A 24,444-nucleotide genomic window follows, 5' to 3' on the forward strand; every position below is an offset into this window, starting at 1 on the left:
GACAACGATATTACACATCAAACAACGCCGTGGTATTGCGGTACAACGCGTCAGCGATCACGTCCGCAGGTTCCGGGCGCAGTTCGCAAAGCGCATCAAACACCTTAGCCGCCTGTTCCGGGCGGTTTGGCTGGCCCTGAAAACCATTAAGCGGCATGTCCGGGGCATCGGTTTCCAGCAGTAGCGCCGTCAGCGGCAGTTGCGCTATCACGTCGCGGGTTTTGCTGGCGCGCGGATAGGTGATCGTGCCGCCGACGCCAATCCGGTAACCCAGTTGCACAAAACGCTCGGCTTGCTGAAAACTGCCGGCAAAGCCGTGGACTACGCCGGTGCGCGGCAGGTTCTGACGTTTCAGATGCATCGCCAGCTTGTCATGGGTACGACGGGAATGGAGGATCACTGGCAGATCGTAGCGTTTTGCCAGCTTTAGCTGCGCCTCCAGGATCTGTTCCTGCCTGTCGAACCGCGGGTCGTCGCGAAACAGATCCAGGCCGATCTCTCCCACCGCCACCACTTTTGCCGGACGATCGTCCAGAACCTGCTGTAAGCGTTCCAGACCGTCATCCGCATGCTGTTCGATCACTATCGGGTGTAGCCCCAGCGCGGCGTATAGCGGTACGAAGCGTTCTGCCAGCGCCAGTACGCGGGCAAAATTGGCCGCCTCTGTCGCTGGCACAATGATCTTCTCAATACCCGCTGCGCAAGCCCGCTGCAGGCTGGCGCGCTCATCGCCGGTAAACGGCGGAAAATCAAAGTGACAATGGGTATCGATAAAACGCAAACTCACGCCAGATCCTCATCAGTAAACAGTGTGTCATTGGCCTGCGGCGCTGCTGACACCGCCGCCACATGGGTATCGTTGGCGACCGGTGCGGGAGGCACCACCACCGGGCCAGGCGTGACAATTTTCGGAAGATGCCGCAGCAAAGGCGGCTCTTCGGCCAGCATTTTACCGACCGTGGCGAGAAAATAACGGCCACATAGCCGCCCGACTTTATAATCTTCGCGCAACGCCGGAATGCGGCTGCCCAACGCCATGCTTTTTAATGGCTTCGGCGGATAAATTTCAAAAAGACGGATCCTGCCCGGCGGCTTTTCAATGAAACGCTGGATGTCGGTGTAACTTGCCTCATGATGCTGCACCAGATTCACCAGCGGCTGCAGGCTGCTCTCGCCCAGCCAGCGCTCCATGCGCTTGAACCATTGCGGCGTGTAATACATTTGCGACGGCACGGTGCGGATCACCACCACCGTTTGCGCCCCTTGTTTCACTGCTTCGCGAACCGGGATCGCATCGCTAATCCCACCGTCCAGGTAGCTGACTCCTTCCAGCGACACCCCGGTGCGATAAAAACCGGGGATTGCGCTCGACGCGCGAATGATATCCAGCCAGTTCTGCTTCGTCGGCGTGAAGTAACCGGGCGTATAGTCGTCGCCACGGCAGGCGCACATATAAAAATGTTTGCCGCTGTCGAACAGCCGGGCGGCGGTATCCATTTGCAGCGGCATCTGGCTGGCGGTCGCCTCCACCAGCCAGTCAAGATCGATAAGATTGCCTCCACGCACAAAGCGCAACGGATCAAAAAATTCTTTGCGCGTGGTGTAACGCATGATGACTTTGCGCCCATAGCCAGGTTGATTACAGAGGTAGGCTGAAAGATTTTGCGCGCCTGCGGAGGTGCCGTAGTAGAGATCGAACGGATTAAACTGCGCGCGCATAAATTCATCCAGCACGCCTGCGGTAAAGATGCCGCGCTGTCCTCCGCCTTCACACACCAGCGCCAGGCGGCCCGGCTTGAACGGTCTTAATGACAACGGCGCAATATTGCCGAGCGTGACGGGTATACGCTGCCCCACCTCTGCCTTCCTGTTATTGTTATGCTTAAGGGAGCCAAAGTAACGCAAATTGACCGCGGCGAAAACAGAAAAAGCCAGTCCACTGGACTGGCTTCGTTGCAAGTAAGCGTTACGCTTTCACGCGCTAGGGTCGTTTACGGCCCATAAACAGGCTGACCAGGAACAGGATGATACCGACGACGAAAACAATTTTCGCTGCGCCTGCAGCTGTACCTGCCAGTCCACCAAATCCCAGAGCGGCGGCAATTAACGCGATAACCAGAAATATAATGCCCCAACGAAACATAAGCTTCTCCTTTACCATAGTTAATGTCGACCGCTTGTTATGAGCGCTCAGGCTACTCATTCGCGATATTTTTAGTGTGGTGCACATTACGCCTCCCGACAAATGTCAGGAGGTCGAATACGAAGAATTACTGAGCTTTCAGATCGTTCTTGACGCTTTTCACGCCATCAACGGCTTTTGCGATGCTCTCAGCGCGATCGATTTGCGCCTGCGACTCTACGGTTCCGGAAAGCTGGACAACACCATCGGTGGTTTCCACTTTCACTTTTCGGGAAGGAACAATGTCATCCGCCAGCAGTTTGGCTTTGATTTCACTGGTGGTTGCCGTATCACCGGCATAGCCTTTCACTGAACTCTCTTTACCGTCGCGAACGTGCAGTTTGTCGCTCACCGAGGTCACGCCTTCCACGCCTTTCGCCACTTTCACGGCTTCTTCAGCCTGTGCCTGACTTTCGACGAAGCCGCTCAGGGTCACCACTTTCTGATCGGTTTTGACAGAAATATCGGTGCTCTTAATATTTTCATGATCCACCAGTGCCGCTTTTACTTTTGCGGTAATGGCGCTGTCATCCATGAAATTACCGACTTTATTCATAGAGCTATCGACTTTTTGCCCTGCGCTTTCGGCCCCGGCTTGCGCTTTGTCCATGGTAGCGTTTTCTGCATATGCAGAACCCGTCGCCACAGCAGACGTCAGCATTACGGCCAGCAGAGTTTTAGAAATCTTCAGTCTTGTCATAGTCATCGATCTATTCCTGTATGTTTGCTCGTAATTTGAGCTCCGGCAACACGGGGTTGCATTGCTGAATGGGGTGACAAAACATCACCCAGTCAGAAGTCAATGGCAGCGGTCACATTCACAACGTGTGAAGCAGTGCTGTCGAAGGCCCTTCCGTTTCAGTTATTAATATCGTGGCTACAATCAACATCAGCTTTAAGCACTCCACTTCACGCATTGAACGGTATTTAAAGCCAATATTTATGTCATCACTTTGTTAAATATAGATCACAATTTTGAAATCGCGCGGGGAATTGCGCAAAAAATCGGCAAACATAAGCAAAAGAGAGGGATTTAAGAACATTCCGCAAGGGACTAAAAAGGCAGGGAAAGTGGCAGAGCGCAGCATTGCCGCGCTCTGAGAGGGAGATTAGTGCTCGCGAGTCTTACGGAACTGAACATCAGGATAACGTTCCTGCGTCAGGTTGAGGTTAACCATCGTTGGCGCAATGTAGGTGAGGTTGTCACCGCCATCCAGCGCCAGTTGAACTTCATTTTTACGTTTAAACTCTTCGAACTTCTTCGCGTCAGCGCATTCCACCCAGCGAGCGGTCGCCACGTTGACGGATTCATAAATCGCTTCAACGTTGTATTCGCTTTTCAGACGCGCAACCACCACGTCAAACTGCAGCACACCGACCGCGCCGACGATCAGATCGTTGTTGGCGATAGGGCGGAACACTTGCACCGCGCCCTCTTCCGACAGCTGGACCAGCCCTTTCAACAGCTGTTTTTGCTTGAGCGGATCTTTGAGGCGGATACGGCGGAACAGTTCCGGCGCGAAGTTCGGGATACCGGTGAACTTCATCATCTCACCCTGAGTAAAGGTGTCGCCGATCTGAATGGTGCCGTGGTTATGCAGGCCAAGAATATCCCCCGGATACGCTTCTTCAACGTGTGAACGATCGCCAGCCATGAAGGTCAGCGCATCAGAAATCACCACGTCTTTACCGATGCGCACCTGACGCATTTTCATGCCTTTTTCATATTTTCCGGAAACGACGCGCATAAACGCCACGCGGTCGCGGTGTTTCGGATCCATGTTGGCCTGAATCTTAAAGACAAAGCCAGTGAACTTCTCTTCTTTGGCTTCCACGGTGCGGGTGTCGGTTTGGCGCGGCATCGGCGCAGGCGCCCACTCCACCAGACCGTCCAGCATGTGGTCAACGCCAAAGTTACCCAGCGCGGTACCAAAGAAGACCGGCGTGATTTCCCCGGCGAGGAACAGTTCTTTGTCGAATTCGTTAGACGCGCCCTGCACCAGTTCCAGTTCATCGCGCAGTTGCTGCGCCAGATCGTCCCCCACGGCGGCGTCGAGATCCGGGTTGTTCAGCCCTTTAACAATGCGCACTTCCTGAATGGTATGGCCTTTCCCTGTCTGGTACAGATAAGTTTCATCTTTATAGAGGTGATACACCCCCTTGAACAGCTTGCCGCAACCGATCGGCCAGGTGATCGGCGCACAGCCAATTTTCAGCTCGTTCTCAACTTCGTCCAGCAGTTCCATCGGGTCGCGGATGTCGCGGTCGAGCTTGTTCATAAAGGTCAGGATCGGCGTATCGCGCAGACGGGTGACCTCCATCAGCTTACGCGTACGATCCTCGACGCCTTTCGCGGCGTCGATGACCATCAGACAGCAGTCCACCGCCGTCAGCGTGCGGTAAGTATCTTCCGAGAAGTCTTCGTGCCCCGGGGTGTCCAGCAGGTTTACCAGGCAGTCGTGATACGGAAACTGCATTACTGAGGTGGTAATAGAGATACCACGCTGCTTTTCCATTTCCATCCAGTCGGATTTCGCGTGCTGGCTGGAACCACGGCCTTTAACGGTACCCGCAGTCTGGATAGCCTGTCCGAACAGCAGCACCTTCTCGGTGATGGTGGTTTTACCGGCGTCCGGGTGAGAAATAATGGCAAAAGTGCGGCGCTTGGCCACCTCCTGCAAATAAGGAGACAACGTCATAATTCATTCTTCTTGGTAAGCGCGGCGTCGCGCCGCGCATGTTGAATACGAAAAATTGCGGCTATTTTACCCATCAACGGGGGGGAGGCAATCAGTGTTTACACAGGAGTTGCTCCAGTTCGGCTAATGACGTCACGGTCCAGGTCGGTTGTATGCCTTCTGGCTGCTCGCGATGATGCGCATTCAACCAGCATGTCGCCAGCCCGGCATTGATACCGCCGAGGATATCAGATGCCGGGGTATCGCCCACCATCAGTACCCGGGAACGGTCCGGATTACCGGCCTGCGCCAGCGCGTAATCGAAAATCTTCGGGTCCGGCTTCGCCACGCCAACTTCTTCCGAGATGACCAGCAAATCAAAATAATCGCGCAGACCGGTCCGCTCTAAACGGATCTGTTGCAGGGCGGTAAAACCGTTGGTGATGATGCCAAGCCGGGCATTGCCGCGCAGGGCATTAAGCAGCGACACAGCGCCTGGCAGCGGCGCGCAGATCTCCGCCATCGCATTTATAAAGGCGTCATTAAGCTGCCCCGGCGCCACGTTGAGCCGTTCCGCCCAGCTTTGAAACCGGGCATGCTGAAGCTGTAATGAGGTGATCGCGCCGTTTTGGTAATCCACCCACAGTGGTTTATTGACGGCCTGATAGTCCTGAAAATCCTCAGCGGTAAAGGTAATGCTATAGTCGAGAAACATCCGCTGTAAGCCGGTAAACGAGTCAAACGTAAACAGCGTCTCGTCGGCATCAAAGAAAATCCAGTCCCACTTCATCATTACACCTTCTCTTACATACTGATTGGCAGTGCCATTATGATGGCGTCCTCGCGACCGTCGGCGGTCGGGTAGTAGTTGCGGCGAATCGTTGCCTCGTTGAAGCCTAAGCTTTCATACAGTGCGATGGCGGCAACGTTGGAGGCGCGAACCTCCAGCCACAGCGTCAGGACGCCGCGTTTTTCCAGCTCATCAATGAGGTGTTCCAGCAGCGCTTTCCCTACGCCCTGGCGCTGAAAGTCGGGATCGACCGCGATATTGAACAGCGTCGCTTCATCGACTACCACCTGCGTGATGGCAAATGCGGCCATGCGTCCGTCTATCGTCAACTGATAGTTGAGATAACGTTCCCCCTGATTACTGGTAAATGTCTGTTCACTCCAGGGAAACGCGTGGGCGCGCTTTTCAATCTGAAACGCCGCGGGTAAGTCACGCTGGCTGAGGGAAGAAATCGTGTTCATGTGTGCAGATTTGTCGCCATAACGCGGCGCGCGCGGGCGCGCTGGTTTGTAGTTCATTAAATGAAGGCGTTGAAATCACCGCCCCTTCCAGCGTGACGGGCGCATCGTTGCCGAGACGCCAGCAGTGGCAGCGGCTCCCCTGCGGCAGCATGACCACGCGGTCGGGCGTCAACGGTAATACCTGATCAGGCGTCAGGCGCAGCGCGCGAAGAATATCGCGCATCAGCGGTTCCGTCAGCGCGGGGAGATCGTCGCCAACGATCACCAGGCTGACGTGCCGGGGAAGCGTAATCGCAATCTCGCCCTGTAAAGCGCCAGGGCGACGCAGTGACCACTGGGTGATACCCAACTGTTGCAATTGCCAGTCTCGCCGCGATGTCATGTAAAACGCTCCTGTCTGTCAAGGGCGCAAATATAGCAAATTCATCGAAACTGCGCCAATTACGCTCTATAATCCCCGGCTGATTAACTTAAGGAGCCTTCCATGTCTGCTTTTACCCCGGCAAGTGAAGTCTTGCTGCGCCACAGTGATGATTTCGAACAAAGCCGTATTCTGTTTGCCGGAGATTTGCAGGATGACCTGCCCGCGCGTTTTGCCAGCGCCGCCAGCCGTGTGCATACCCAACAGTTTCACCACTGGCAGGTGCTAAGCGGCCAGATGGGCGACAGCGCCCGTTTTAGCCTGGTAGCCCAGGCTGAAGACGTGGCCGACAGCGATACGCTGATCTACTACTGGCCGAAAAACAAACCGGAAGCCCAGTTCCAGCTGATGAATCTGCTGTCGCTGTTACCGGTGGGCACCGATATTTTTGTCGTTGGCGAAAACCGCAGCGGCGTGCGCAGCGCTGAACAGATGCTGGCGGAATTTGCGCCGCTGAACAAAGTCGACAGCGCCCGTCGCTGCGGTCTGTATCATGGCCGTCTGGAAAAACAGCCGGTCTTTGACGCAGAAAAATACTGGGGCGAATACGCCGTTGACGGCCTGACCATCAAAACCCTGCCGGGGGTGTTTAGCCGCGATGGTCTGGATGTGGGCAGCCAGTTGCTGCTTTCCACCCTGACGCCGCATACCAAGGGTAAAGTGCTGGATGTCGGCTGTGGCGCTGGCGTGCTTTCCGTCGCGCTGGCCAGCCACTCGCCGAAGGTGCGCTTAACCCTGTGCGACGTTAGCGCACCCGCGGTTGAAGCCAGCCGCGCAACGCTTGCCGCCAACGGCATTGAGGGTGAGGTGTTTGCCAGCAACGTCTTTTCTGAAGTGAAGGGTCGGTTTGACATGATCATCTCCAACCCACCGTTCCACGACGGTATGCAGACCAGCCTGGATGCGGCGCAGGCGCTGATTCGCGGCGCAGTGCGCCACCTGAACAGCGGCGGCGAGTTGCGTATCGTCGCTAACGCCTTCCTGCCCTACCCACAGGTGCTGGACGACACCTTTGGCTTCCATGAGGTCATCGCTCAGACCGGTCGCTTTAAGGTCTACCGTACCGTTATGACCCGCCAGGCGAAGAAATAGTCTGGTCATCCCTGGCCGGATTAAGGCGCCTGCGCACCGTCCGGTATGGTTTACAGATGCCGGATAACGCGTTGTTTATCCGGCCTGCGTTCAACGCTACGGTTAGCGCCCATTTTTCCAGCAATTGAGCTTGCGTGCGCAATTAACTATTGACGAAAAGCTGAAAACCACTAGAATGCGCCTCCGTGGTAGCGATTCTTTTCAAGAATCGATGGTATGCGAAGGTGGCGGAATTGGTAGACGCGCTAGCTTCAGGTGTTAGTGTCCTTACGGACGTGGGGGTTCAAGTCCCCCCCCTCGCACCATAATCCACGTTGATATTGCTCGCACTGGGCGAAGGTGGCGGAATTGGTAGACGCGCTAGCTTCAGGTGTTAGTGTTCTTACGGACGTGGGGGTTCAAGTCCCCCCCCTCGCACCAACGAGGCGATATCAAAAAAGTAAGATGACTGTGCGAAGGTGGCGGAATTGGTAGACGCGCTAGCTTCAGGTGTTAGTGTCCTTACGGACGTGGGGGTTCAAGTCCCCCCCCTCGCACCAATTATCTTACGGCCTTCCTTCTGCTGTTCCCTGTTGTTTATCCCTGATTCAAATTCATCATTACCAGCATCATTCCACCGATCAACGCAACGCATGATGGCAACAGAACAAAATGCCGCAGGTGTTTGTGATACAGCATCACCGGAGTGAGTAATAGCCCTAATACAATAATGGTCTTCCAGACCTCAAGGGAAAGATCGGCAAACGCCAGTCCGGCAATCACGATCCCCGGCAGTAATACTCCCCAACCACTGCCCAGCGCCCGTTGCAACATGGTTTCACCTCTCACACTGATAATGATAACCAATATCATATGATAAACTTTCTCATTTGTCAGCACACCGTTGCACACCCTGACATCAGCTTTACTTAAGCATTGATGACATGAATTCTTTAAGGTGATAAATTGCGCAGCGGTAAACATAGAAAGCAAATACCTCTTACTTTGAGCGAGCGACTTCTCGCTTTTTTCACGTGGCCTGAACAGTGTAATTGTTAGATAAATAATGAATTAAGACATGACTGCACAATCCTGGCTTTCCCTGCGCGCTAAAAAATATCAGCTCTCTCTCCGTCTGTTTTTGTTTCTTAACGCCGTTTCCGCTTTGTTTGCTATTGCTTATCCGATCTATCAGATTAAAACCGTCTCAGTGCCGGGTATTGTGATTCTGGCGCTGAGCGCGGCCCTCCTCGCGTGGCACGGTAGATACGCCAATAAAAGGATTAATTTACCGATCGTTTCTTTCGCGTTTGGCGGGCTATGGGCGGCGCATATTACGTTGAAATACACCGAGCTCCCTTCTCCGGACGACACTTTCCTGCTGATGGCGCTGCTGACTGTTTTATTCATCGGATCTATTTCATTTGCCAATAATATTGTCGCTTTTACGCTTCACTCGCTGCCCTCCGTACTGGTCTGCCTGTGGTTAAACGACAATGAACAGGGCCTGCGGATCCTCTATTTCCTGGCGTTGCCCATGGCGGGAGTGGCGATTCAGCATGCAATCCAAAAACGTTACGATGATTTCGCCCAGCAGCTGATGTACAAACTGTTGGCGGAAAAAGAGACGTTGAACGACCTCAGCATGCTCGATCCTTTAACGGGGTTATACAACCGGCGGGGACTTCAACACCGTCTGGAGACCCTTCTTGAGACGGATACCGATGAGCATTACGTGTTGCTGATCGATATCGACCATTTCAAAGCCTACAACGACCATTACGGACACATGATGGGCGATCAGGCGCTGATGCGCGTATCCGCGGCTATTCGCGACGCCGTACGTTCGCGTGATGTGGTTGCTCGCTTTGGCGGCGAGGAATTTATGGTTTTGCTGACGGCAGCCGATCCGCAGCAGGCGCATGCCGCCGCTGAGCGTATTCGTCAAAGCGTGTATGACCTTAAGATCCCACATATGTTTAATGAAAGCGTTGCGACCAACGTCACGATCAGTATCGGTATCGCGCCGCTGTCAGGCAGAGAGATCGAAAGCGCCATTAGCAGTGCGGACAAAGCGCTTTATAAAGCCAAGCATCTGGGACGTAACCATATTTTAGCCAGCAGCGATCCCGGTATCGCCTGACGCGGTATGGTGTAATCGTGCGGCGTGAGAAGCAAGCCTGACAAAGCGCTTGCTATCGGTTATGCCTATAGCTAGGATTGGCAATCATTATCATTTAGATTATTATCCAGACTATGGCTTATCGTTCCGCATCCGTCATTGATAACGTCATCTGGCGAACGCCTCTGCAGCCGCAGCGCCCTTCGCTGGCGGAGGCCGTACGCGCAACTATCGCCCAGACACGCGAGCACCTGCTGGATTTCATTCGTCTGGACGAACCTGCTCCCCAGTCTGCTATGACTCTGGCGCAATGGTGTCGACCAAATGAGCTGCAGTCATTGCTGGCGGTCTATTCCGACCATATTTATCGCAACCAGCCCACGCAGCCGCGAGAAAACAAGCCACTGCTATCGCTGTGGGCGCAGTGGTATATCGGTCTGATGGTGCCGCCGTTGATGCTTGCCTTATTAACGCAGGAAACGGCCATCGATGTCTCTCCCGAGCATGTGCACGTGGAGTTTCATGAAACGGGTCGCGCCGCGTGCTTCTGGATTGACGTTCATCCGGATCGTCAGGCGACGGAATGCTCTCCGCAGATGCGCATTGAAATCCTGATCAAACAGGCGCTAACGCCTGTCGTCCAGGCTCTTGAGGCCACGGGCGAAATTAACGGTAAACTCATCTGGAGCAATACCGGTTACCTTATTCACTGGTACCTCAACGAGATGAAACCGCTGCTTGGCGAAGAGTTACTTCACGCGCTTCGCCATGCCTGCTTCTTCGAAAAACAGCTTTCCTGCGGCACTGATAACCCACTCTGGCGGACCGTTGTCCCGCGCGAAGGCGTACTGGTACGCCGCACGTGCTGCCAACGATACCGCCTGCCCGACGTGCAGCAATGCGGCGACTGCACGCTGAAATAAGCCGGGAGCTTTCGCTCCCGGACCGTTATAACGCAATCTGCTCGCTTTCGGCGTCAGTTCGCTGCGCTTCTTCCGCTTCCTGCGCCAGTAACTGCTTCTCATATACCTTAAAGAAGGGGAAGTAGATAATGGCGGAGACCAGCGCCAACAGCACCACCAGGATCGCCGCGCGATAATCCCAGCCTAATGCCCATGCCGCCCCCACCGGCGCAGGCGCCGTCCACGGCACCACCGAAATCACCCGACCAATCAGATCAAACTGCATGGCTGCCCATGCGATGATGGCGTTAACCATTGGCGCCAGCAGAAAAGGAATGAAGAACACTGGATTCATCACGATGGGCGTACCAAATATCACCGGTTCGTTGATATTGAAGATGCTGGGCACCACGCTTAAACGACCAATCGAACGCAGATGTACGGAACGGCTGCGAAGGTAACAAATCACCAGCCCCATCGTCGCTCCTGAACCGCCAATGACAATGAAGAAGGTCCAGAACGCCTCCATAAAAATGTGCGGTAACGGCGCGCCCTGCGCCAGCGCCGTCTGGTTCATGCCGAGATTGGTCAGCCAGAACATTTGCAGCATCCCGGAGACGATCGCCGCGCCATGGATGCCCGCAAACCACAGCAGATGCCCAATCAGCACCGCCAATAAAATTGCCGGCAACGAATCGGCTGCCGAAACCAGGGGTTTAAAGATGGCCATGATCGCCTGCGGGATCAACATGTCGAACTGCGCCTGGATCAGCAAGCTGAGTGGATACAACGTCAACACAACGACCAGCACGGGGATCAACAGATCGAAGGAGTTTTTGATCATCGGCGGCACCTGATCCGGTAAGCGAATCCCGATGTTATGCGTCTTCAGAAAACGCATCATCTCAACGCAATAAATCGCCACCAGAATCGCCGTAAAAATACCTGTACCGCCAAGACTGTCAACCGGCAACGTCCCCTTCGTTTTTGGCGCGGCGATCAATAAAAAAGCCATAATCGCCAGCATTGCGCACATAAAGGGATCAAGCTGATGTGACTTCGCATAGTGTTTTCCGAGGTTGTACGCAATCGCCGCGCAGATGTAGATAGACATGATCCCCATCGTCATATCGAACGGGGTAAGGATTTGTCCTTCAAACTGCTTTGCCAGATCCAACCAGCCTCTGGCAAAACCCCAGGTGGTGTCGGGGGAAAACGGCGGATAGGCGAAAACCAACAGAAACGATCCAACAATCATAAACGGCATCGCAGAAATAAAGCCGTCGCGAATAGCCATGACATGACGTTGTGAGGAAATACGCCCCGCGACAGGGCTGACGTAGTTTTCGACGAACCGGAAAATCACATTAAAGACTGCATGGTTGGTAGATTTCATAAGTGGCTCTTTTTATGTGATACAGAGGAAGTGACAACTGCAGTATTAATCGCCCTTTCCCGTACTGCAACCGGTTACGGTAACCGGTTTCCGTGAATGTGAAGAGGATCGAAAAAACGTCTATGTTACTGGTTTGTTACATTAAAATATTTACAGCGGCGCCTGTCTTATGACAAATTACGCCAGCGGTTTTGCACACACTGGAAAACCGTCGAATGGTATCAGGAGAAAAGAATGAGTTTGCAATCCGTACGGCAGTTTCTGGCCGAACATGCGCCCGATATTGAAATCATTGAATTAGACCAAAGCACCGCCACGGTTGATCTCGCGGCAAAAGCGCACAATGTGCAACCGGGACAGATCGCAAAAACCCTGTCGCTAAAAGTCAAAGACACGATCGTACTGATCGTCGCGAAAGGCGACGCGCGACTGGACAATAAAAAACTTAAAAGTACCTTTGGCGCGAAGGCCCGAATGCTCAGTTGTGATGAAGTGGTGAACGCGACGGGTCACCCGGTTGGCGGCGTTTGCCCGTTTGGCCTGGAGACGCCGTTACCGGTTTATTGTGATGTGTCGCTAAAGACGTATACCGAAGTGCTTCCCGCCGCTGGCGCAATCCATAGCGCTATCCGCATTTCACCAGAACGGATGGCTGAACTGACCTCAGCGACCTGGGTGGATGTCTGCCAGTGAAGGTCAACCGTACGCATTACTCTTAAGAGAAGCGCGATTCCCGCGCCTACAGCAGAATATCCGCCGCATTCAGCAAACCGGCGTCCGAACTGACGCCCAGTTTCGACATCACATTAAATTTATGCGCCCGAATGGTTTTAATATTTCGCTCAAGCTCAACGGCGATTTCAGGCATAGAGTAACCGTGGGACATAAAACGCAAAATTTCACGCTCAGTAGGGCTGAGCATCCGGCTCTGTGTGAGATACCAGAGATTATGATTACTTTCATTAATTCGGCGGGTACCGCTAAGCGCCGTAAATAATGCTTCCTGTAATACCGGCAGCGACGCCTCTTTACTGAGAACGCCGTCCAGCGGCGACGGCGACAGCGCGCCGATTAATCGCGCTTCGACGTTATCATCGGCAATCACCAGACGTCGCATACGGGGAAAATTGGTGGCCAGTTCAGCCAGACACATTAACCCCATCCGGCGATCTTTTCTGATTGAAGAAAGCGAGAAAATAACGGCAGAAAATGTCGTTGTGTTCATCGCCTGTAGAAATTCATCTCGTGTCGAGTAAAGGTGCAGTTTATAGTGATATTCAGTATTTGTTTTAAATAAATCCTGAATACCAATACCGCTCATAACACATTTTTCTATGAGTGCGACATTTCCCGCATAGCTTCGGTTTTCCATTCTGGCGTATCTCCATATACAGAAGGTAAATTCAGCTCTCTCGCTCCTTGAGAACTGTTAATCCAGGCGTACATCTCAGCGTTGCTGTTGATTGATAAACGGCGCATCGCGCTATTTTTCTGGGCGCTGATGGTTTTATTACTTTTCTTTAGCAGCATCGCGATCTGATTGATGCCCCATCCCTTGCCTAACAAGCGCAGCACTTTCCGCTCGGAGAGCGTTAAGATAATAGAACGCGAACCAAATTCCGCGTGCTCGACGTGTTCTGGCGACAGCAACGTTTGGCTCACGCTGTCAGGATGTTTGCTGCCTGCACGCAAGGTGTTGACCAGGTTTTCAATCGGTTCCACATCGGACAGCAGCGTACTGGATGGGCACATTAGCAATTCCACCGCCTGCGGATACCAGGCGCGTGAGACGAGAAAAACCCAATGGATATCGCGATACTGAGAGATCAGGGTGGAGAACTGTTCACAGATAGTGCGCGGATGGCGGCACTCTCCGGTAAGATCGGCGATGACAACGTTAGAACGACGAAGTTGTAATAACGTAAGTTCGTCGACAGCGCGACAGGTGGAGACGTCATATTCCGGGAAATGCCGATGCATCACCCCATTCAGTCCAGCCTGAATGACCGGTACTTTGCTGATAATAATTCCGTTTTTGCAGCATCCTGGCAACATATATCCTCCACATCCCATAGCCGTTATCGCCCTGTTATTTTTGCATTTTGCGCAGAAAAAGATTATTCAACGCAATACAAATAAACATAACAATAATCAGTATGAATTGTTAATCCCTGGTTTTCTTTCAGAATTCATAGGGGCGATTATACAACTATCCACGTAGTATAATGCAATCCTGCCCCGTCAATATTTAACCATAAATCCAGAATGAGACATTAAAATATTCTTAAATTATAAATTAGCATTACTAATCCTTTTTGAGATAACGGATTTGTTTCATTAATTCACGAAATGCTTTAGGCGACATATTTTCATTTTTTTTAAAGAAACGCGAAAAGTAAGTCACATCGCTAAACCCCAGGTAATCTGAGATCTGGTTGATGGTCATGCTGGTATATTGCAGACTGCGTTTGGCTTCCAGCATGATGCGCTGATGCACGACGATTAATGCACTGCAATTATGAAATTCACGGCATAACTGATTAAGGTAATTCGCGGAGAGTCCCACCCGACGTGCATATTCCCCCAGCGGCAGGTGCTCGCGATAATGACTTTCGATCTGGCGCGCAAAAAGACGCATTGCGCTACGTCTGCGCGCCAGTTTGTCGTCCTGTTGTATTGCCGGGCGATGTTGCCGACGCAGCCAGACCAGTAGCGCGCTCAGCAACGCAAACAGCATCATTTCCCGCGCCTCGTGATCCGTCTGGTATTCCTTACGTAACGCCGAAAACAGGCTGTGAATATGGCCACGGGAGTGTCCCACCGGCACGCACTGCGGGGCGCTGAGCAAAGAGAGCGGCTGTGGAAACTGCGCCTCCAGGCGGCTTATCAGCGGCAGGGCAAGCGAGAGCACATAGCCCTGGGTTCCCGGTGAGAAACGAAAGCCATGCACGCACAGCGCAGGCACCACCTGCAGGCAGGGCTCCCGCATGACCGTCGAGAGTCCTTCAACCTCGATCGTCGCCTCCCCCCGGTGCAAATAGAGAAGCTGGACAATCTCGGCGTGCTGGTGCACCCGGATGTGCCATTCATGCAGGCTGCTGCGCTGATGGATCGACTCACAGTGCAGCAATTCCGGCGTCGGCCACCCCTGTTGTTCGCCATACAGTTTGAAAACGGGAACCCCATCAGTGAACGGCATCTTCTCTCCTTCTCGTTAACCCACTTTTTCGTATGGCAGCCCGACGTAGTTTTCCGCAATGGTCGTCAGTCCGGCGACAGACCCAAGATAATATTGCCGATCCGCCTCCTGCATCTTGCGGTCGAAATCGCTCTTGTCCTGAAAATCATGCAGCAGGTGAGTCATAAACCAACTGAATCTTTCCCCTTTCCAGACCCGGTTAAGGGCCAGGCGTGAATAGCTTGCCAGCAGGTCGCCCCGCCCATGCTGGTAATATTGCGTCAGAATACGCCATAAATAGTTCACATCCGAGGCGGCAAGATTCAGGCCCTTCGCCCCGGTGGGCGGAACGATATGCGCCGCGTCGCCAACCAGGAACAGCCGACCATACTGCATTGGTTCCACGACGTAGCTGCGTAGCGGCGCGATACTTTTTTCCAGTGAGTGACCCGTCACTACCTTTTGCGCTAATCCGTCCGGCAGCCGCCGTTTGAGTTCGTCCCAGAAGCGCTCATCGCTCCAGGCCTCAACCTGCTCGCTAAGCGGCACCTGCAAATAGTAACGGCTTCTTGTTAGTGAGCGCTGACTACAGAGCACGAACCCGCGTTCATGATGGGCGTAAATCAGCTCCGGATTCACCGGTGGCGTGTCGGAGAGCAGCCCCAGCCAACCAAAAGGCCAAAGACTTTCATACTCGCGGATCGCCTCGCGCGGAATACTTTGCCGCGAGACGCCGTGAAAACCATCGCAACCGGCGATGAAGTCACAATCCACACGACACTTCTCCCCCTCCTTTTCAAACGTGACGTACGGGCGATCGCTTTTGGCGTCGTGAATGTCTACCTGCTGCACGCCATAAATCGTGGGCGCTCCACATTCGCCACGTTCCTGCATTAAGTCCCGAGTGACTTCCGTTTGGCCGTAAACCATCACGCTTTTTCCATCGGTTAATTCGCTCAGCGCCACAGGGATACGTTTACCGTCGAAGATAAACTCAACGCCATGATGTACCAGCCCTTCATTGTCCATGCGTCGGGCGGCTCCCGCTTCGCGCAAAAGTTCTACGGTCCCGCTTTCCAGAATGCCCGCGCGGATCCGGCCAAGCACATACTCCGGCGTCTGGCGTTCAATGATAAGCGTGCGGATCCCCGCCTTATGCAGCAATTGCCCGAGCAACAGGCCGGAAGGCCCTGCGCCAATAATGGCGACCTGAGTTTTCATCGCGTCCCCCAGCTGATAGTTGATTATTTGTTTAAACAATGTTGATTAAAAGTTTCAAATTGCATTTTTGATAAGCACGCGACGAAAAAGAAGGTCAAAATGCGGACAAAAATTGCACTTTTCACCGATTTGATAAAAGTGTGGCGCAGTTCAAATTCTCATCTGCAGAGAACTGGCTCTTTTTTCAACATAAAGATTGATCTCAGCGGGAGCCAAAAAACGTCCGCTTCATGATACAAAGAAGTCTTTCGTCATCAGTCAGTACGCAACGCGTCTTTTCAGTCAGGGCGAGTCATGCAAGAAGAGCAGTCATTTCAGCGAACGGTTACACGGTTGTGCATTCAGTGCGGGCTTTTTTTACTGCAACACGGTGCGGAAAGCGCGCTGGTTGATGAACTCTCCACCCGCCTCGGCCTGGCACTGGGCATGGACAGCGTGGAAAGCGCTATCTCCTCAAACGCCATTGTCCTGACCACCATCAAAGACGGGCAATGCCTGACCTCAACGCGTAAAAACCAGGACCGCGGGATCAACATGCATGTGGTGACAGAGGTTCAACATATTGTGATCCTCGCTGAACATAAGTTGCTGGATTACAAAGGCGTCGAGAAGCGCTTTAGCCAGCTCAGACCGTTACGTTACCCGCGGTGGCTGGTCTCGTTGATGGTCGGCCTGTCCTGCGCCTGTTTCTGTAAGCTGAACAACGGCGGCTGGGACGGCGCGGCGATCACCTTCATCGCCAGCATGGTCGCGATGTATATCCGACAGCTGCTGGCGCACCGCCATCTGCATCCGCAGATCAACTTTTGTATTACGGCATTTGTCGCCACCACAATTTCCGGTTTATTGCTGCACCTGCCGGCCTTCCGCCTGACGCCCACGGTGGCGATGGCCGCCAGCGTCCTGCTGCTGGTGCCTGGTTTTCCACTGATCAACGCCGTAGCGGATATGTTCAAGGGGCACATCAACACCGGGCTGGCGCGCTGGGCTATCGCCAGCCTGCTGACGCTGGCGACCTGCGTGGGGGTGGTTATGGCATTAACATTGTGGGGGCTTCGCGGATGGGTATAATCGATTTTATTCTCGCGCTGATGCAGGACATGGCGCTTTCCGCCATACCGGCGATGGGTTTCGCGATGGTGTTTAACGTGCCGCACCGCGCGCTGCCCTGGTGTGCGTTGCTTGGCGCACTCGGACACGGCTCGCGCATGGTGATGATGAGCGCGGGTTTCAATATTGAGTGGTCGACTTTTGTCGCCTCACTGCTGATCGGCAGCATCGGCATTCAATGGTCGCGCTGGTATCTGGCGCATCCAAAAGTGTTTACCGTTGCGGCGGTGATCCCGATGTTCCCCGGCATTTCCGCCTACACGGCGATGATCTCCGCGGTAAAAATCAGCCACTTTGGTTACAGCGAGGCGCTGATGATCACGTTGCTGACCAATTTCCTCAAGGCGTCGTCGATTGTCGGCGCGCTGTCGATCGGCCTGTCGGTACCCGGCCTGTGGCTTTACCGCAAGCGTCCACGCGTATAATCCTGGCGGCAGGTTCCTCCCTGCCGCTCGCCCGCCCCGGTGTGTTACTATAGAAGCAGAGTCCCTTCTCGGTTGCAGTCCGTATTGAGAAACGTTATGTCATCCAGAATTTTAACCCCGGACGTCATTGGTATTGACGCCCTATTACATGACCACCAGACGGTGCTGGCAAAATCCGAAGGCGGCGCGGTAGCGGTGTTCGCCAATAACGCCCCGGCCTTTTACGCGGTCACCCCGGCGCGTCTGGCGGAACTGCTGGCGCTTGAAGACAAACTAGCCCGTCCGGGTTGCGACGTGACGCTGGACGCTCAGCTGTATGAAGAGCCGCAGCCGGTGCCGGTTAGCGTGCCGCTGGGGAAATTTGCGATGTATCCCGACTGGCGCCCGGACGACGACTTTCAGCGTCAGGCTGCGCTTTGGGGCGTGGCGCTACGCGAGCCGGTCACCGCCGAAGAGCTGGCCGCGTTCGTGGCTTACTGGCAGGCGGAAGGGAAAGTCTTTCATCATGTCCAGTGGCAGCAAAAACTGGCGCGCAGCGTACAGATAGGCCGCGCCAGCAACGGCGGGTTACCGAAGCGGGACGTCAACACGGTCAGCGAACCTGACAATCAAATTCCACCGGGTTTTAGAGGGTAACAATGAAAAACGTTGGCGATCTGATGAAACGTCTGCAAAAAATGATGCCAGCACACATCGAACCTGCATTCAAAACGGGTGAAGATCTGCTGGCATGGCAGAAACAGCAAGGTGAAATCCGCGCAGCGGCGCTGGCCCGCGAAAACCGGGCGATGAAAATGCAGCGTACCTTTAACCGTTCCGGCATTCGTCCATTGCATCAAAACTGCTCCTTCGATAACTATCATGTTGAATGTGAAGGACAGATGAACGCGCTCAGCAAAGCGCGCCAGTACGTTGAAGAATTTGACGGCAACATCGCCAGCTTTATCTTTTCGGGCAAGCCGGGAACCGGAAAGAATCATCTGGCGGCAGCCATTTGCAATGAACTGTTGCTGCGCGGCAAATCGGTGCTGATCATTACCGTCGCGGATATTATGTCCGCGATGAAAGAGACCTTCAGCAACCGGGAAACCAGTGAAGAGCAGTTGCTAAACGATCTCAGTAACGTCGATCTGCTGGTGATCGACGAGATCGGCGTACAGACAGAGTCACGCTACGAAAAAGTGATCATTAATCAGATCGTCGATCGGCGCTCTTCCTCCAAGCGTCCGACCGGCATGCTCACTAACAGCAACATGGAGGAAATGACCAAATTGCTGGGCGAGCGGGTGATGGATCGTATGCGACTCGGCAACAGCCTGTGGGTGATCTTCAACTGGGACAGCTTTCGCAGCCGGGTCACCGGTAAAGAGTATTAATAGCCTGATGGGCGGGTTCTAAGACCATTCTTACCTTTCACAGCGCTATACTGCGCTAAACGTGCCTGATGGCGCTACGCTTATCCGGTCTGCGATTCATGTCATCAGGCCGGGTAATCCGCCATACCGATAACTTCCTTACATGAGTCAGTATGATGAAAACAGCTAAATACCTTCTGGGCTGCGCGGTAACCGCCAGCGTGTTTATCGCCACCAGCACCTTTGCCGCCTCCTGGCAGGAGTCGCTTTCCAGCGCCGCCAATGAACTGAGCAAGCAAAGCGCCTCTTCTTCCCAGAGCGGAACGTCGCTTTCTTCCCTGACCAGCCTGCTTAACGGCGGCAATCAGGCGCTGAGCGCGAACAATATGAACAACGCCGCAGGTATTTTACAGTACTGCGCGAAGCAGAAACTGGCCTCGGTAACCGACGCGGAAAACGTGAAAAATCAGGTACTGGATAAACTCGGGCTGGGTGCGACAGAGCAGAAGCAGGACACTCACTATCTGGACGGCATTCAGGGTCTGCTGAATACCAAAGACGGCCAACAACTTAACCTCAACACTATCGGCAGCACGCCGCTGGCGGAAAAAGTGAAAACGAAAGCCTGTGACCTGGTGCTAAAGCAGGGAATGAACTTCATTTCCTGACGCCAGAAGCCGCGTTTCAGCTGTCTCCCGGCTGGCGCGGCGTTTGCCGCTTCTTTTTATCTATCTCCCCCCTCTCGTCCCCCGTATAGCGGGAAGTGACGGCGATCAAAAAAGTCTATTTCTAAACCAATTCTGAATAACATCGCATTAATATGTCACTAGAATTGCAGCTAAGTGACAACCCCATTACATTGTACTTCCTGAAAAAAGATTCACTGCCAGCCAACGCCTGGTTAAGCGCCTTTCTGCAAGAAGGCTATTCGTGAGGATCGTCTGTTGTCTGAGTTACTTTCCATCGTTCTGTTTCTCGCTTCCGTATTCATTTATGCGTGGAAAGCGGGTCGCAACACCTGGTGGTTTGCCGCAACATTAACCGTGCTGGGGCTGTTTGTGATTTTAAATATCACGCTCTACGCCAGCGACTATTTTACCGGTGACGGCATTAACGACGCAGTGCTCTATACGTTGACCAACAGTCTGACGGGCGCAGGCGTGGGCAAGTACATCCTGCCAGGCGTCGGCATTGCGCTGGCGTTAGTGGCGGTCTTTAGCGCGCTGGGCTGGGTGCTGCGCCGTCGTCGCCACCACCCGCACCATTTTGGCTACAGCCTGCTGGCATTGCTGCTGGCCCTCGGTTCAGTGGATGCCAGCCCGGCCTTTCGCCAGATCACCGAACTGGTAAAATCCCAGACCCGCGATGGCGATCCTGATTTCGCGACATACTATAAAGAGCCTGCGAAGCGTATTCCTGACCCGAAGCTGAATCTGGTTTACATCTATGGTGAAAGCCTCGAACGTACGTATTTCGATAACGACGCTTTTCCGGATCTGACCCCGGAACTGGGGGCGCTGAAAAATGAAGGGCTGGACTTTAGCCACACTCAACAACTGCCGGGCACCGACTACACCATCGCCGGAATGGTCGCTTCGCAGTGCGGCATTCCGCTGTTCGCCCCGTTTGAAGGTAACGCCTCGGCGTCCGTTTCCAGTTTCTTCCCGCAGAATATTTGTCTGGGGGATATCCTGAAAAACTCAGGCTACCAGAACTATTTTGTCCAGGGCGCCAACCTGCGTTTTGCCGGAAAAGACGTATTTCTGAAATCCCACGGCTTTGACCATCTGTATGGCGCGGAGGAGTTAAAAAACGTGGTGGCAGATCCGGCCTACCGCAACGACTGGGGCTTTTACGACGATACGGTGCTGGACGAAGCGTGGAAGAAGTTTGAAGAACTGTCCCGTTCCGGCCAGCGTTTCTCACTGTTTACCCTAACGGTCGATACCCATCACCCGGATGGCTTTATTTCGCGCACCTGTAATCGTAAGCGCTACGATTTTGACGGTAAGCCGAACCAGTCATTCAGCGCGGTAAGCTGCAGCCAGGAAAACATTGCCGCCTTTATCCAGAAAATCAAAGCGTCACCATGGTTTAAAGACACCGTTATCGTGGTCTCTTCTGACCATCTGGCTATGAACAACACCGCATGGAAATACCTGAACAAGCAGGATCGTAATAATCTGTTCTTTGTGCTGCGTGGCGACAAGCCGCAGCAGGAGACGCTGGCGGTCAAGCGTAACACCATGGATAACGGCGCAACGGTGCTGGATATTCTCGGCGGCGATAACTTTATCGGTCTTGGCCGCAGCAGCTTATCCGGTCGGTCCTTGTCCGAAATCTTCCTTAACAGCAAAGAAAAAATCCTGTCGATGAAGCCGGACGTTATCCGTTTGTGGAACTTCCCGAAAGAGATGAAAACGTTCACCGTCGATCGGGATAAAAACATGATCGCTTTTTCCGGCAGTCATTTCCGTCTGCCGCTGCTGCTGCGGGTCTCCGACAAGCGTGTCGAGCCGCTGCCGGAAAGTGAATACTCCGCACCGCTGCGCTTCCAGCTTGCCGATTTCGCCCCGCGAGATAACTTCGTCTGGGTCGATCGCTGCTACAAGATGGGCCAGTTGTGGGCGCCGGAACTGGCGCTTTCGACTGACTGGTGCGTGTCGCAAGGACAGCTTGGCGGTCAGCAAATCGTACAACATGTCGACAAAGCGCAGTGGAAAGGCAAAACGGCATTCAACGAGACCCTCATCGACATGGAACGTTATAAAGGCAACGTCGACACGCTGAAGATCGTTGATAACGACATCCGCTACAAAGCCGACAGTTTTGTCTTCAACGTGGCTGGCGCGCCGGAAGAAGTGAAGCAGTTCAGCGGGATTTCCCGCCCGGAATCGTGGGGACGCTGGTCGAACGCCCAGCTCGGCGATGAGGTGAAAATCGAATACAAGCAGCCGCTGCCGAAAAAATTTGACCTGGTGATCACCGCGAAGGCATTCGGCGACAACGCTAACCGCCCAATTCCGGTGCGGGTTGGCAAGCAAGAGCAGACGCTGGTATTAGGTCATGACGTCACCACCACCACGCTTCATTTTGAAAACCCCTCCGAGGCGGATACGCTGGTGATTGTTCCGCCTGAACCGGTTTCCACAAACGAAGGCAATATCCTCGGCCACTCACCGCGTAAGCTCGGTATTGGGATGGTGGAAATCAAAGTGGTTAACGGCCAAAGCTAACATTATCAGTCGGGATAATATTCCGCCTTTAACCCTTAAACACAAAATATAAACCTATAAAAAAATAAAAAACCAGTCATAATAACCTTATAAATAGAAATTATATTTATAAATATCCTGCAGAAAGATAATCCCTTACGCTTTCCCGACATTCATTTTCAGGGCAAGCGAACGCGCCGGTTATCATGCTTACAGGTTATAAATTCGAATCTATCCGCGTTTTACAAAGTGAAAACGTTATCGCCTGGGAGGTGTTGTCCACCGCCCCTGATGAGGTAGACCTGGAGCATTTTTTCAGTCACTTATCGTTGCAGGACAGGTTCAGCCTCTTTTTTGCTCAGCTCACTCACGTCCTGCAAACAACGCAGACGGGTAAATATTATCTCAACGCCAGTGAGGATGTGCTGCTGAGCGAGGGGTTCATAGAACGCCTGGCAGCGGAAGTGCATCAGCCGGAAAAGATTGCCATTGAACTCACAGACCTTGAGCGTCTCCGAGCGCTCAGCCCTGACGAAAGCCGCAGGCTACGTGAGCGCATCGCCACCCTTCGTCAAATGGGCATTGCCGTCTGGGCCGACGATGTCCATGACGACATTCTCACCTGCCTGCTCGAACAGGCCTACGCCTTTTCCGGTGCGAAAATCGACAAACACGCCTTCTGGGCCGGTCGCGAACAGCAAACTCCGCTGTTGAAGCTGGCTCAGCGTTGCCGACAGATTGCGGAAGAAGTGCTGATAGAAGGCATTGAGACCGTCAACGATTACGAATTAGCCTGCCGCTCTACGGCGCATTACGGCCAGGGTTATCTCTGGAATAAACCAGCACTATGATTCCCTCATTTGCAGAGCGTTATCAGCTCATTGTATACAGCGACAACTACTATCTCTGGTCAGGGTTACGCCACTTAATCCGCGAGATGGGCGAACCACAACTGTCGATTGCCTGGCACAACGATCTCTCCAGTAAGAGTCTGTTTCAGCTACGCGAAACGATGCTTAACGACGCCAGCAGCAGAAGATGGTTGGTCGTCACCCCTGACAACCGTCTGCGCGAAGTGCAGCAAATCCTGCCGCCTGAAAACGTCTGCGTAATCCATGACACTCTGACGCTAAAGCAGTTTGCCAATCATCTCCGTCACCCTGATTTTCGCCGCACGATCCAGAGAGATGCGCCACTGACCCGAACAGAAGTGAGCGTTTGTTTATTGATCATTAAGGGATTTTCCACCGTGAAAATTGCCGAAATGATGAACAAATCGCCGAAAACCATTTACACCCATAGACGCAACGCGATGGTCAAGTTTCATTGCCATACGCTGGCGGAACTGCATCGAAAAATGCATCTGATGGAAAGCCGTTCGCTTTACCTGTCATCGTAAGGACGAAAACATGAAAAGTTCTTCCCGCGCGCTCCCGGCGCTTTGTCTCAGTTTATCCGCACTTGTCGCGCCGCTGGCGTGGGCTGACAGCACGGCCAGCGCCACGCTGCACGTCTCGCTGGAGGTGCTGAAGTCCTGCACGCTGCAGGCTAACGATCTGAATTTTTCTCGCCACGGTTCCGACGAAACCAACGAGATTCAGGCCAGTACGCAGCTCAGCGTGCTGTGCACTAACGGTACGCCGTTTTCGCTTTCTGCCGCCAGCGCCGACAGCGAAAACGATGGAACATTCTGGCTGAAAGCAGAAGACAGTAGCCTCGGCGCGAAAAATATCGCCTATAAGCTGTATGCCGACGAAAGTAAGAAAACGCCGGTAAACGCCAGCGGCGGCATCGAAGGCACGGGTAACGGTCAAACGCAGTCAGAAACCCTCTACGGCGTCATTGAGGCTGGCGCGCTGGCCGAGGCCAGAGCCGGTTTATACAGCGATGATGTGACGCTGAATCTGGTGTACTAAT

General features: G+C 53.5%; 27 protein-coding genes and 3 tRNA genes. 16 read left to right on the top strand and 14 right to left on the bottom strand.

The annotated features are described in order from the left end of the window. Positions 1–10: 10 nt before the first annotated feature. The 8 genes from OOJ60_RS07545 to OOJ60_RS07580 form a co-directional block, all read right to left on the bottom strand. Positions 11–787, bottom strand: coding sequence for a metal-dependent hydrolase (locus tag OOJ60_RS07545; protein ID WP_042292231.1), 777 nt, complete (start codon positions 785–787; stop codon positions 11–13). After that, positions 784–1,857, bottom strand: coding sequence for a patatin-like phospholipase family protein (locus OOJ60_RS07550; protein ID WP_060569488.1), 1,074 nt, complete (start codon positions 1,855–1,857; stop codon positions 784–786). Before OOJ60_RS07550 ends, OOJ60_RS07545 begins: the two co-directional genes overlap by 4 nt. A 124-nt stretch (positions 1,858–1,981) precedes the next feature. Further along, complete coding sequence (locus OOJ60_RS07555) at positions 1,982–2,143, bottom strand: DUF1328 domain-containing protein (protein WP_000490275.1); 162 nt, start codon at positions 2,141–2,143, stop codon at positions 1,982–1,984. Between the two features lie 127 nt (positions 2,144–2,270). Continuing rightward, positions 2,271–2,888 carry a molecular chaperone OsmY gene (gene osmY, locus OOJ60_RS07560; RefSeq protein WP_042292235.1) on the bottom strand — a complete coding sequence of 206 codons (618 nt, stop codon included), beginning with the start codon at positions 2,886–2,888 and terminating at the stop codon, positions 2,271–2,273. Between the two features lie 403 nt (positions 2,889–3,291). After that, a complete protein-coding gene (prfC, locus tag OOJ60_RS07565; protein WP_042292237.1) occupies positions 3,292–4,881 on the bottom strand; it encodes a peptide chain release factor 3 in 1,590 nt (529 codons plus the stop codon). Positions 4,882–4,972: 91 nt separating this feature from the next. Then, a complete protein-coding gene (gene yjjG, locus OOJ60_RS07570; RefSeq protein ID WP_042292375.1) occupies positions 4,973–5,650 on the bottom strand; it encodes a pyrimidine 5'-nucleotidase in 678 nt (225 codons plus the stop codon). A 14-nt stretch (positions 5,651–5,664) separates the two neighbouring features. Further along, entirely contained in the window at positions 5,665–6,111 is a 447-nt protein-coding gene (gene rimI, locus OOJ60_RS07575) for a ribosomal protein S18-alanine N-acetyltransferase (RefSeq protein WP_042292239.1), read from the bottom strand. Further along, positions 6,080–6,493, bottom strand: coding sequence for a DNA polymerase III subunit psi (locus tag OOJ60_RS07580; protein WP_042292241.1), 414 nt, complete (start codon positions 6,491–6,493; stop codon positions 6,080–6,082). Before OOJ60_RS07580 ends, rimI begins: the two co-directional genes overlap by 32 nt. Before the next feature lie 102 nt (positions 6,494–6,595). Between OOJ60_RS07580 and rsmC the strand changes: the two genes are divergently transcribed. From rsmC to OOJ60_RS07600, 4 genes are all read left to right on the top strand, one after another. After that, positions 6,596–7,624: a 16S rRNA (guanine(1207)-N(2))-methyltransferase RsmC gene (rsmC, locus tag OOJ60_RS07585; RefSeq protein WP_199957212.1), complete on the top strand. Its 1,029-nt coding sequence runs from the start codon at positions 6,596–6,598 to the stop codon at positions 7,622–7,624. A gap of 218 nt (positions 7,625–7,842) precedes the next feature. Beyond that, positions 7,843–7,929 (top strand) — tRNA-Leu (locus OOJ60_RS07590). 28 nt (positions 7,930–7,957) lie between these two features. After that, positions 7,958–8,044: transfer RNA gene (locus tag OOJ60_RS07595), tRNA-Leu, on the top strand. A 32-nt stretch (positions 8,045–8,076) separates the two neighbouring features. After that, positions 8,077–8,163 (top strand) — tRNA-Leu (locus OOJ60_RS07600). Between the two features lie 37 nt (positions 8,164–8,200). Here the strand turns inward: OOJ60_RS07600 and OOJ60_RS07605 are convergent. Next, entirely contained in the window at positions 8,201–8,476 is a 276-nt protein-coding gene (locus tag OOJ60_RS07605; RefSeq protein ID WP_042292378.1) for a DUF1435 domain-containing protein, read from the bottom strand. Between the two features lie 205 nt (positions 8,477–8,681). On the opposite strand from OOJ60_RS07605, the gene OOJ60_RS07610 reads away from it, so the two are divergent. Further along, on the top strand, positions 8,682–9,746 hold the full coding sequence (locus tag OOJ60_RS07610; RefSeq protein WP_205612336.1) for a diguanylate cyclase: 1,065 nt from the start codon (positions 8,682–8,684) through the stop codon (positions 9,744–9,746). Between the two features lie 113 nt (positions 9,747–9,859). Further along, the gene (gene fhuF, locus OOJ60_RS07615; RefSeq protein WP_042292249.1) at positions 9,860–10,648 is read left to right on the top strand and encodes a siderophore-iron reductase FhuF; all 789 of its coding nucleotides are present in this window, start codon (positions 9,860–9,862) and stop codon (positions 10,646–10,648) included. Positions 10,649–10,673: 25 nt separating this feature from the next. Here the strand turns inward: fhuF and OOJ60_RS07620 are convergent, their stop codons facing one another. Beyond that, entirely contained in the window at positions 10,674–12,023 is a 1,350-nt protein-coding gene (locus tag OOJ60_RS07620) for a PTS sugar transporter subunit IIC (protein WP_042292252.1), read from the bottom strand. 234 nt (positions 12,024–12,257) lie between these two features. On the opposite strand from OOJ60_RS07620, the gene OOJ60_RS07625 reads away from it, so the two are divergent. Continuing rightward, the gene (locus OOJ60_RS07625; RefSeq protein ID WP_199957216.1) at positions 12,258–12,716 is read left to right on the top strand and encodes a YbaK/EbsC family protein; all 459 of its coding nucleotides are present in this window, start codon (positions 12,258–12,260) and stop codon (positions 12,714–12,716) included. Positions 12,717–12,762: 46 nt separating this feature from the next. Here OOJ60_RS07625 and bglJ read toward each other — a convergent pair whose 3' ends face one another. From bglJ to pobA, 4 genes are all read right to left on the bottom strand, one after another. Beyond that, positions 12,763–13,395: a DNA-binding transcriptional activator BglJ gene (gene bglJ / locus OOJ60_RS07630; protein ID WP_060570311.1), complete on the bottom strand. Its 633-nt coding sequence runs from the start codon at positions 13,393–13,395 to the stop codon at positions 12,763–12,765. Then, a complete protein-coding gene (locus OOJ60_RS07635; protein ID WP_205612337.1) occupies positions 13,356–14,078 on the bottom strand; it encodes a helix-turn-helix domain-containing protein in 723 nt (240 codons plus the stop codon). Before OOJ60_RS07635 ends, bglJ begins: the two co-directional genes overlap by 40 nt. 250 nt (positions 14,079–14,328) lie before the next feature. Next, the gene (locus OOJ60_RS07640; RefSeq protein WP_060570313.1) at positions 14,329–15,222 is read right to left on the bottom strand and encodes a helix-turn-helix domain-containing protein; all 894 of its coding nucleotides are present in this window, start codon (positions 15,220–15,222) and stop codon (positions 14,329–14,331) included. 15 nt (positions 15,223–15,237) lie between these two features. Continuing rightward, positions 15,238–16,422 carry a 4-hydroxybenzoate 3-monooxygenase gene (pobA, locus tag OOJ60_RS07645; protein ID WP_205612338.1) on the bottom strand — a complete coding sequence of 395 codons (1,185 nt, stop codon included), beginning with the start codon at positions 16,420–16,422 and terminating at the stop codon, positions 15,238–15,240. A 294-nt stretch (positions 16,423–16,716) separates the two neighbouring features. Here pobA and OOJ60_RS07650 point away from each other — a divergent pair, with 294 nt between their 5' ends. The 9 genes from OOJ60_RS07650 (at position 16,717) to OOJ60_RS07690 (ending at position 24,443) form a co-directional block, all read left to right on the top strand. Further along, entirely contained in the window at positions 16,717–17,493 is a 777-nt protein-coding gene (locus tag OOJ60_RS07650) for a threonine/serine ThrE exporter family protein (protein WP_042292269.1), read from the top strand. Continuing rightward, positions 17,484–17,957, top strand: coding sequence for a threonine/serine exporter (locus tag OOJ60_RS07655; RefSeq protein ID WP_042292271.1), 474 nt, complete (start codon positions 17,484–17,486; stop codon positions 17,955–17,957). The genes OOJ60_RS07650 and OOJ60_RS07655 overlap by 10 nt, the downstream gene beginning before the upstream one ends. 96 nt (positions 17,958–18,053) lie before the next feature. Next, a complete protein-coding gene (gene dnaT / locus OOJ60_RS07660) occupies positions 18,054–18,593 on the top strand; it encodes a primosomal protein DnaT (protein WP_205612339.1) in 540 nt (179 codons plus the stop codon). Between the two features lie 2 nt (positions 18,594–18,595). After that, entirely contained in the window at positions 18,596–19,333 is a 738-nt protein-coding gene (gene dnaC / locus OOJ60_RS07665; protein WP_205612340.1) for a DNA replication protein DnaC, read from the top strand. 152 nt (positions 19,334–19,485) lie between these two features. Continuing rightward, positions 19,486–19,980 (top strand): DUF2501 domain-containing protein, encoded by a 495-nt coding sequence (locus tag OOJ60_RS07670; protein ID WP_072015037.1) that lies wholly within the window; start codon positions 19,486–19,488, stop codon positions 19,978–19,980. Between the two features lie 276 nt (positions 19,981–20,256). After that, positions 20,257–22,548: a phosphatidylglycerol--membrane-oligosaccharide glycerophosphotransferase gene (gene opgB, locus OOJ60_RS07675; protein ID WP_205612341.1), complete on the top strand. Its 2,292-nt coding sequence runs from the start codon at positions 20,257–20,259 to the stop codon at positions 22,546–22,548. 185 nt (positions 22,549–22,733) lie between these two features. Beyond that, positions 22,734–23,378, top strand: a complete 645-nt coding sequence (locus OOJ60_RS07680) for an EAL domain-containing protein (protein WP_060570317.1) — start codon at positions 22,734–22,736, stop codon at positions 23,376–23,378. Beyond that, the gene (locus tag OOJ60_RS07685; protein WP_205612342.1) at positions 23,375–23,926 is read left to right on the top strand and encodes a helix-turn-helix domain-containing protein; all 552 of its coding nucleotides are present in this window, start codon (positions 23,375–23,377) and stop codon (positions 23,924–23,926) included. Before OOJ60_RS07680 ends, OOJ60_RS07685 begins: the two co-directional genes overlap by 4 nt. A 10-nt stretch (positions 23,927–23,936) precedes the next feature. Next, the gene (locus OOJ60_RS07690; RefSeq protein WP_205612343.1) at positions 23,937–24,443 is read left to right on the top strand and encodes a Csu type fimbrial protein; all 507 of its coding nucleotides are present in this window, start codon (positions 23,937–23,939) and stop codon (positions 24,441–24,443) included. Position 24,444 lies beyond the last annotated feature (1 nt).

Source organism: Citrobacter sp. R4 (assembly GCF_026719175.1).
GTDB lineage: Bacteria > Pseudomonadota > Gammaproteobacteria > Enterobacterales > Enterobacteriaceae > Citrobacter_A > Citrobacter_A sedlakii.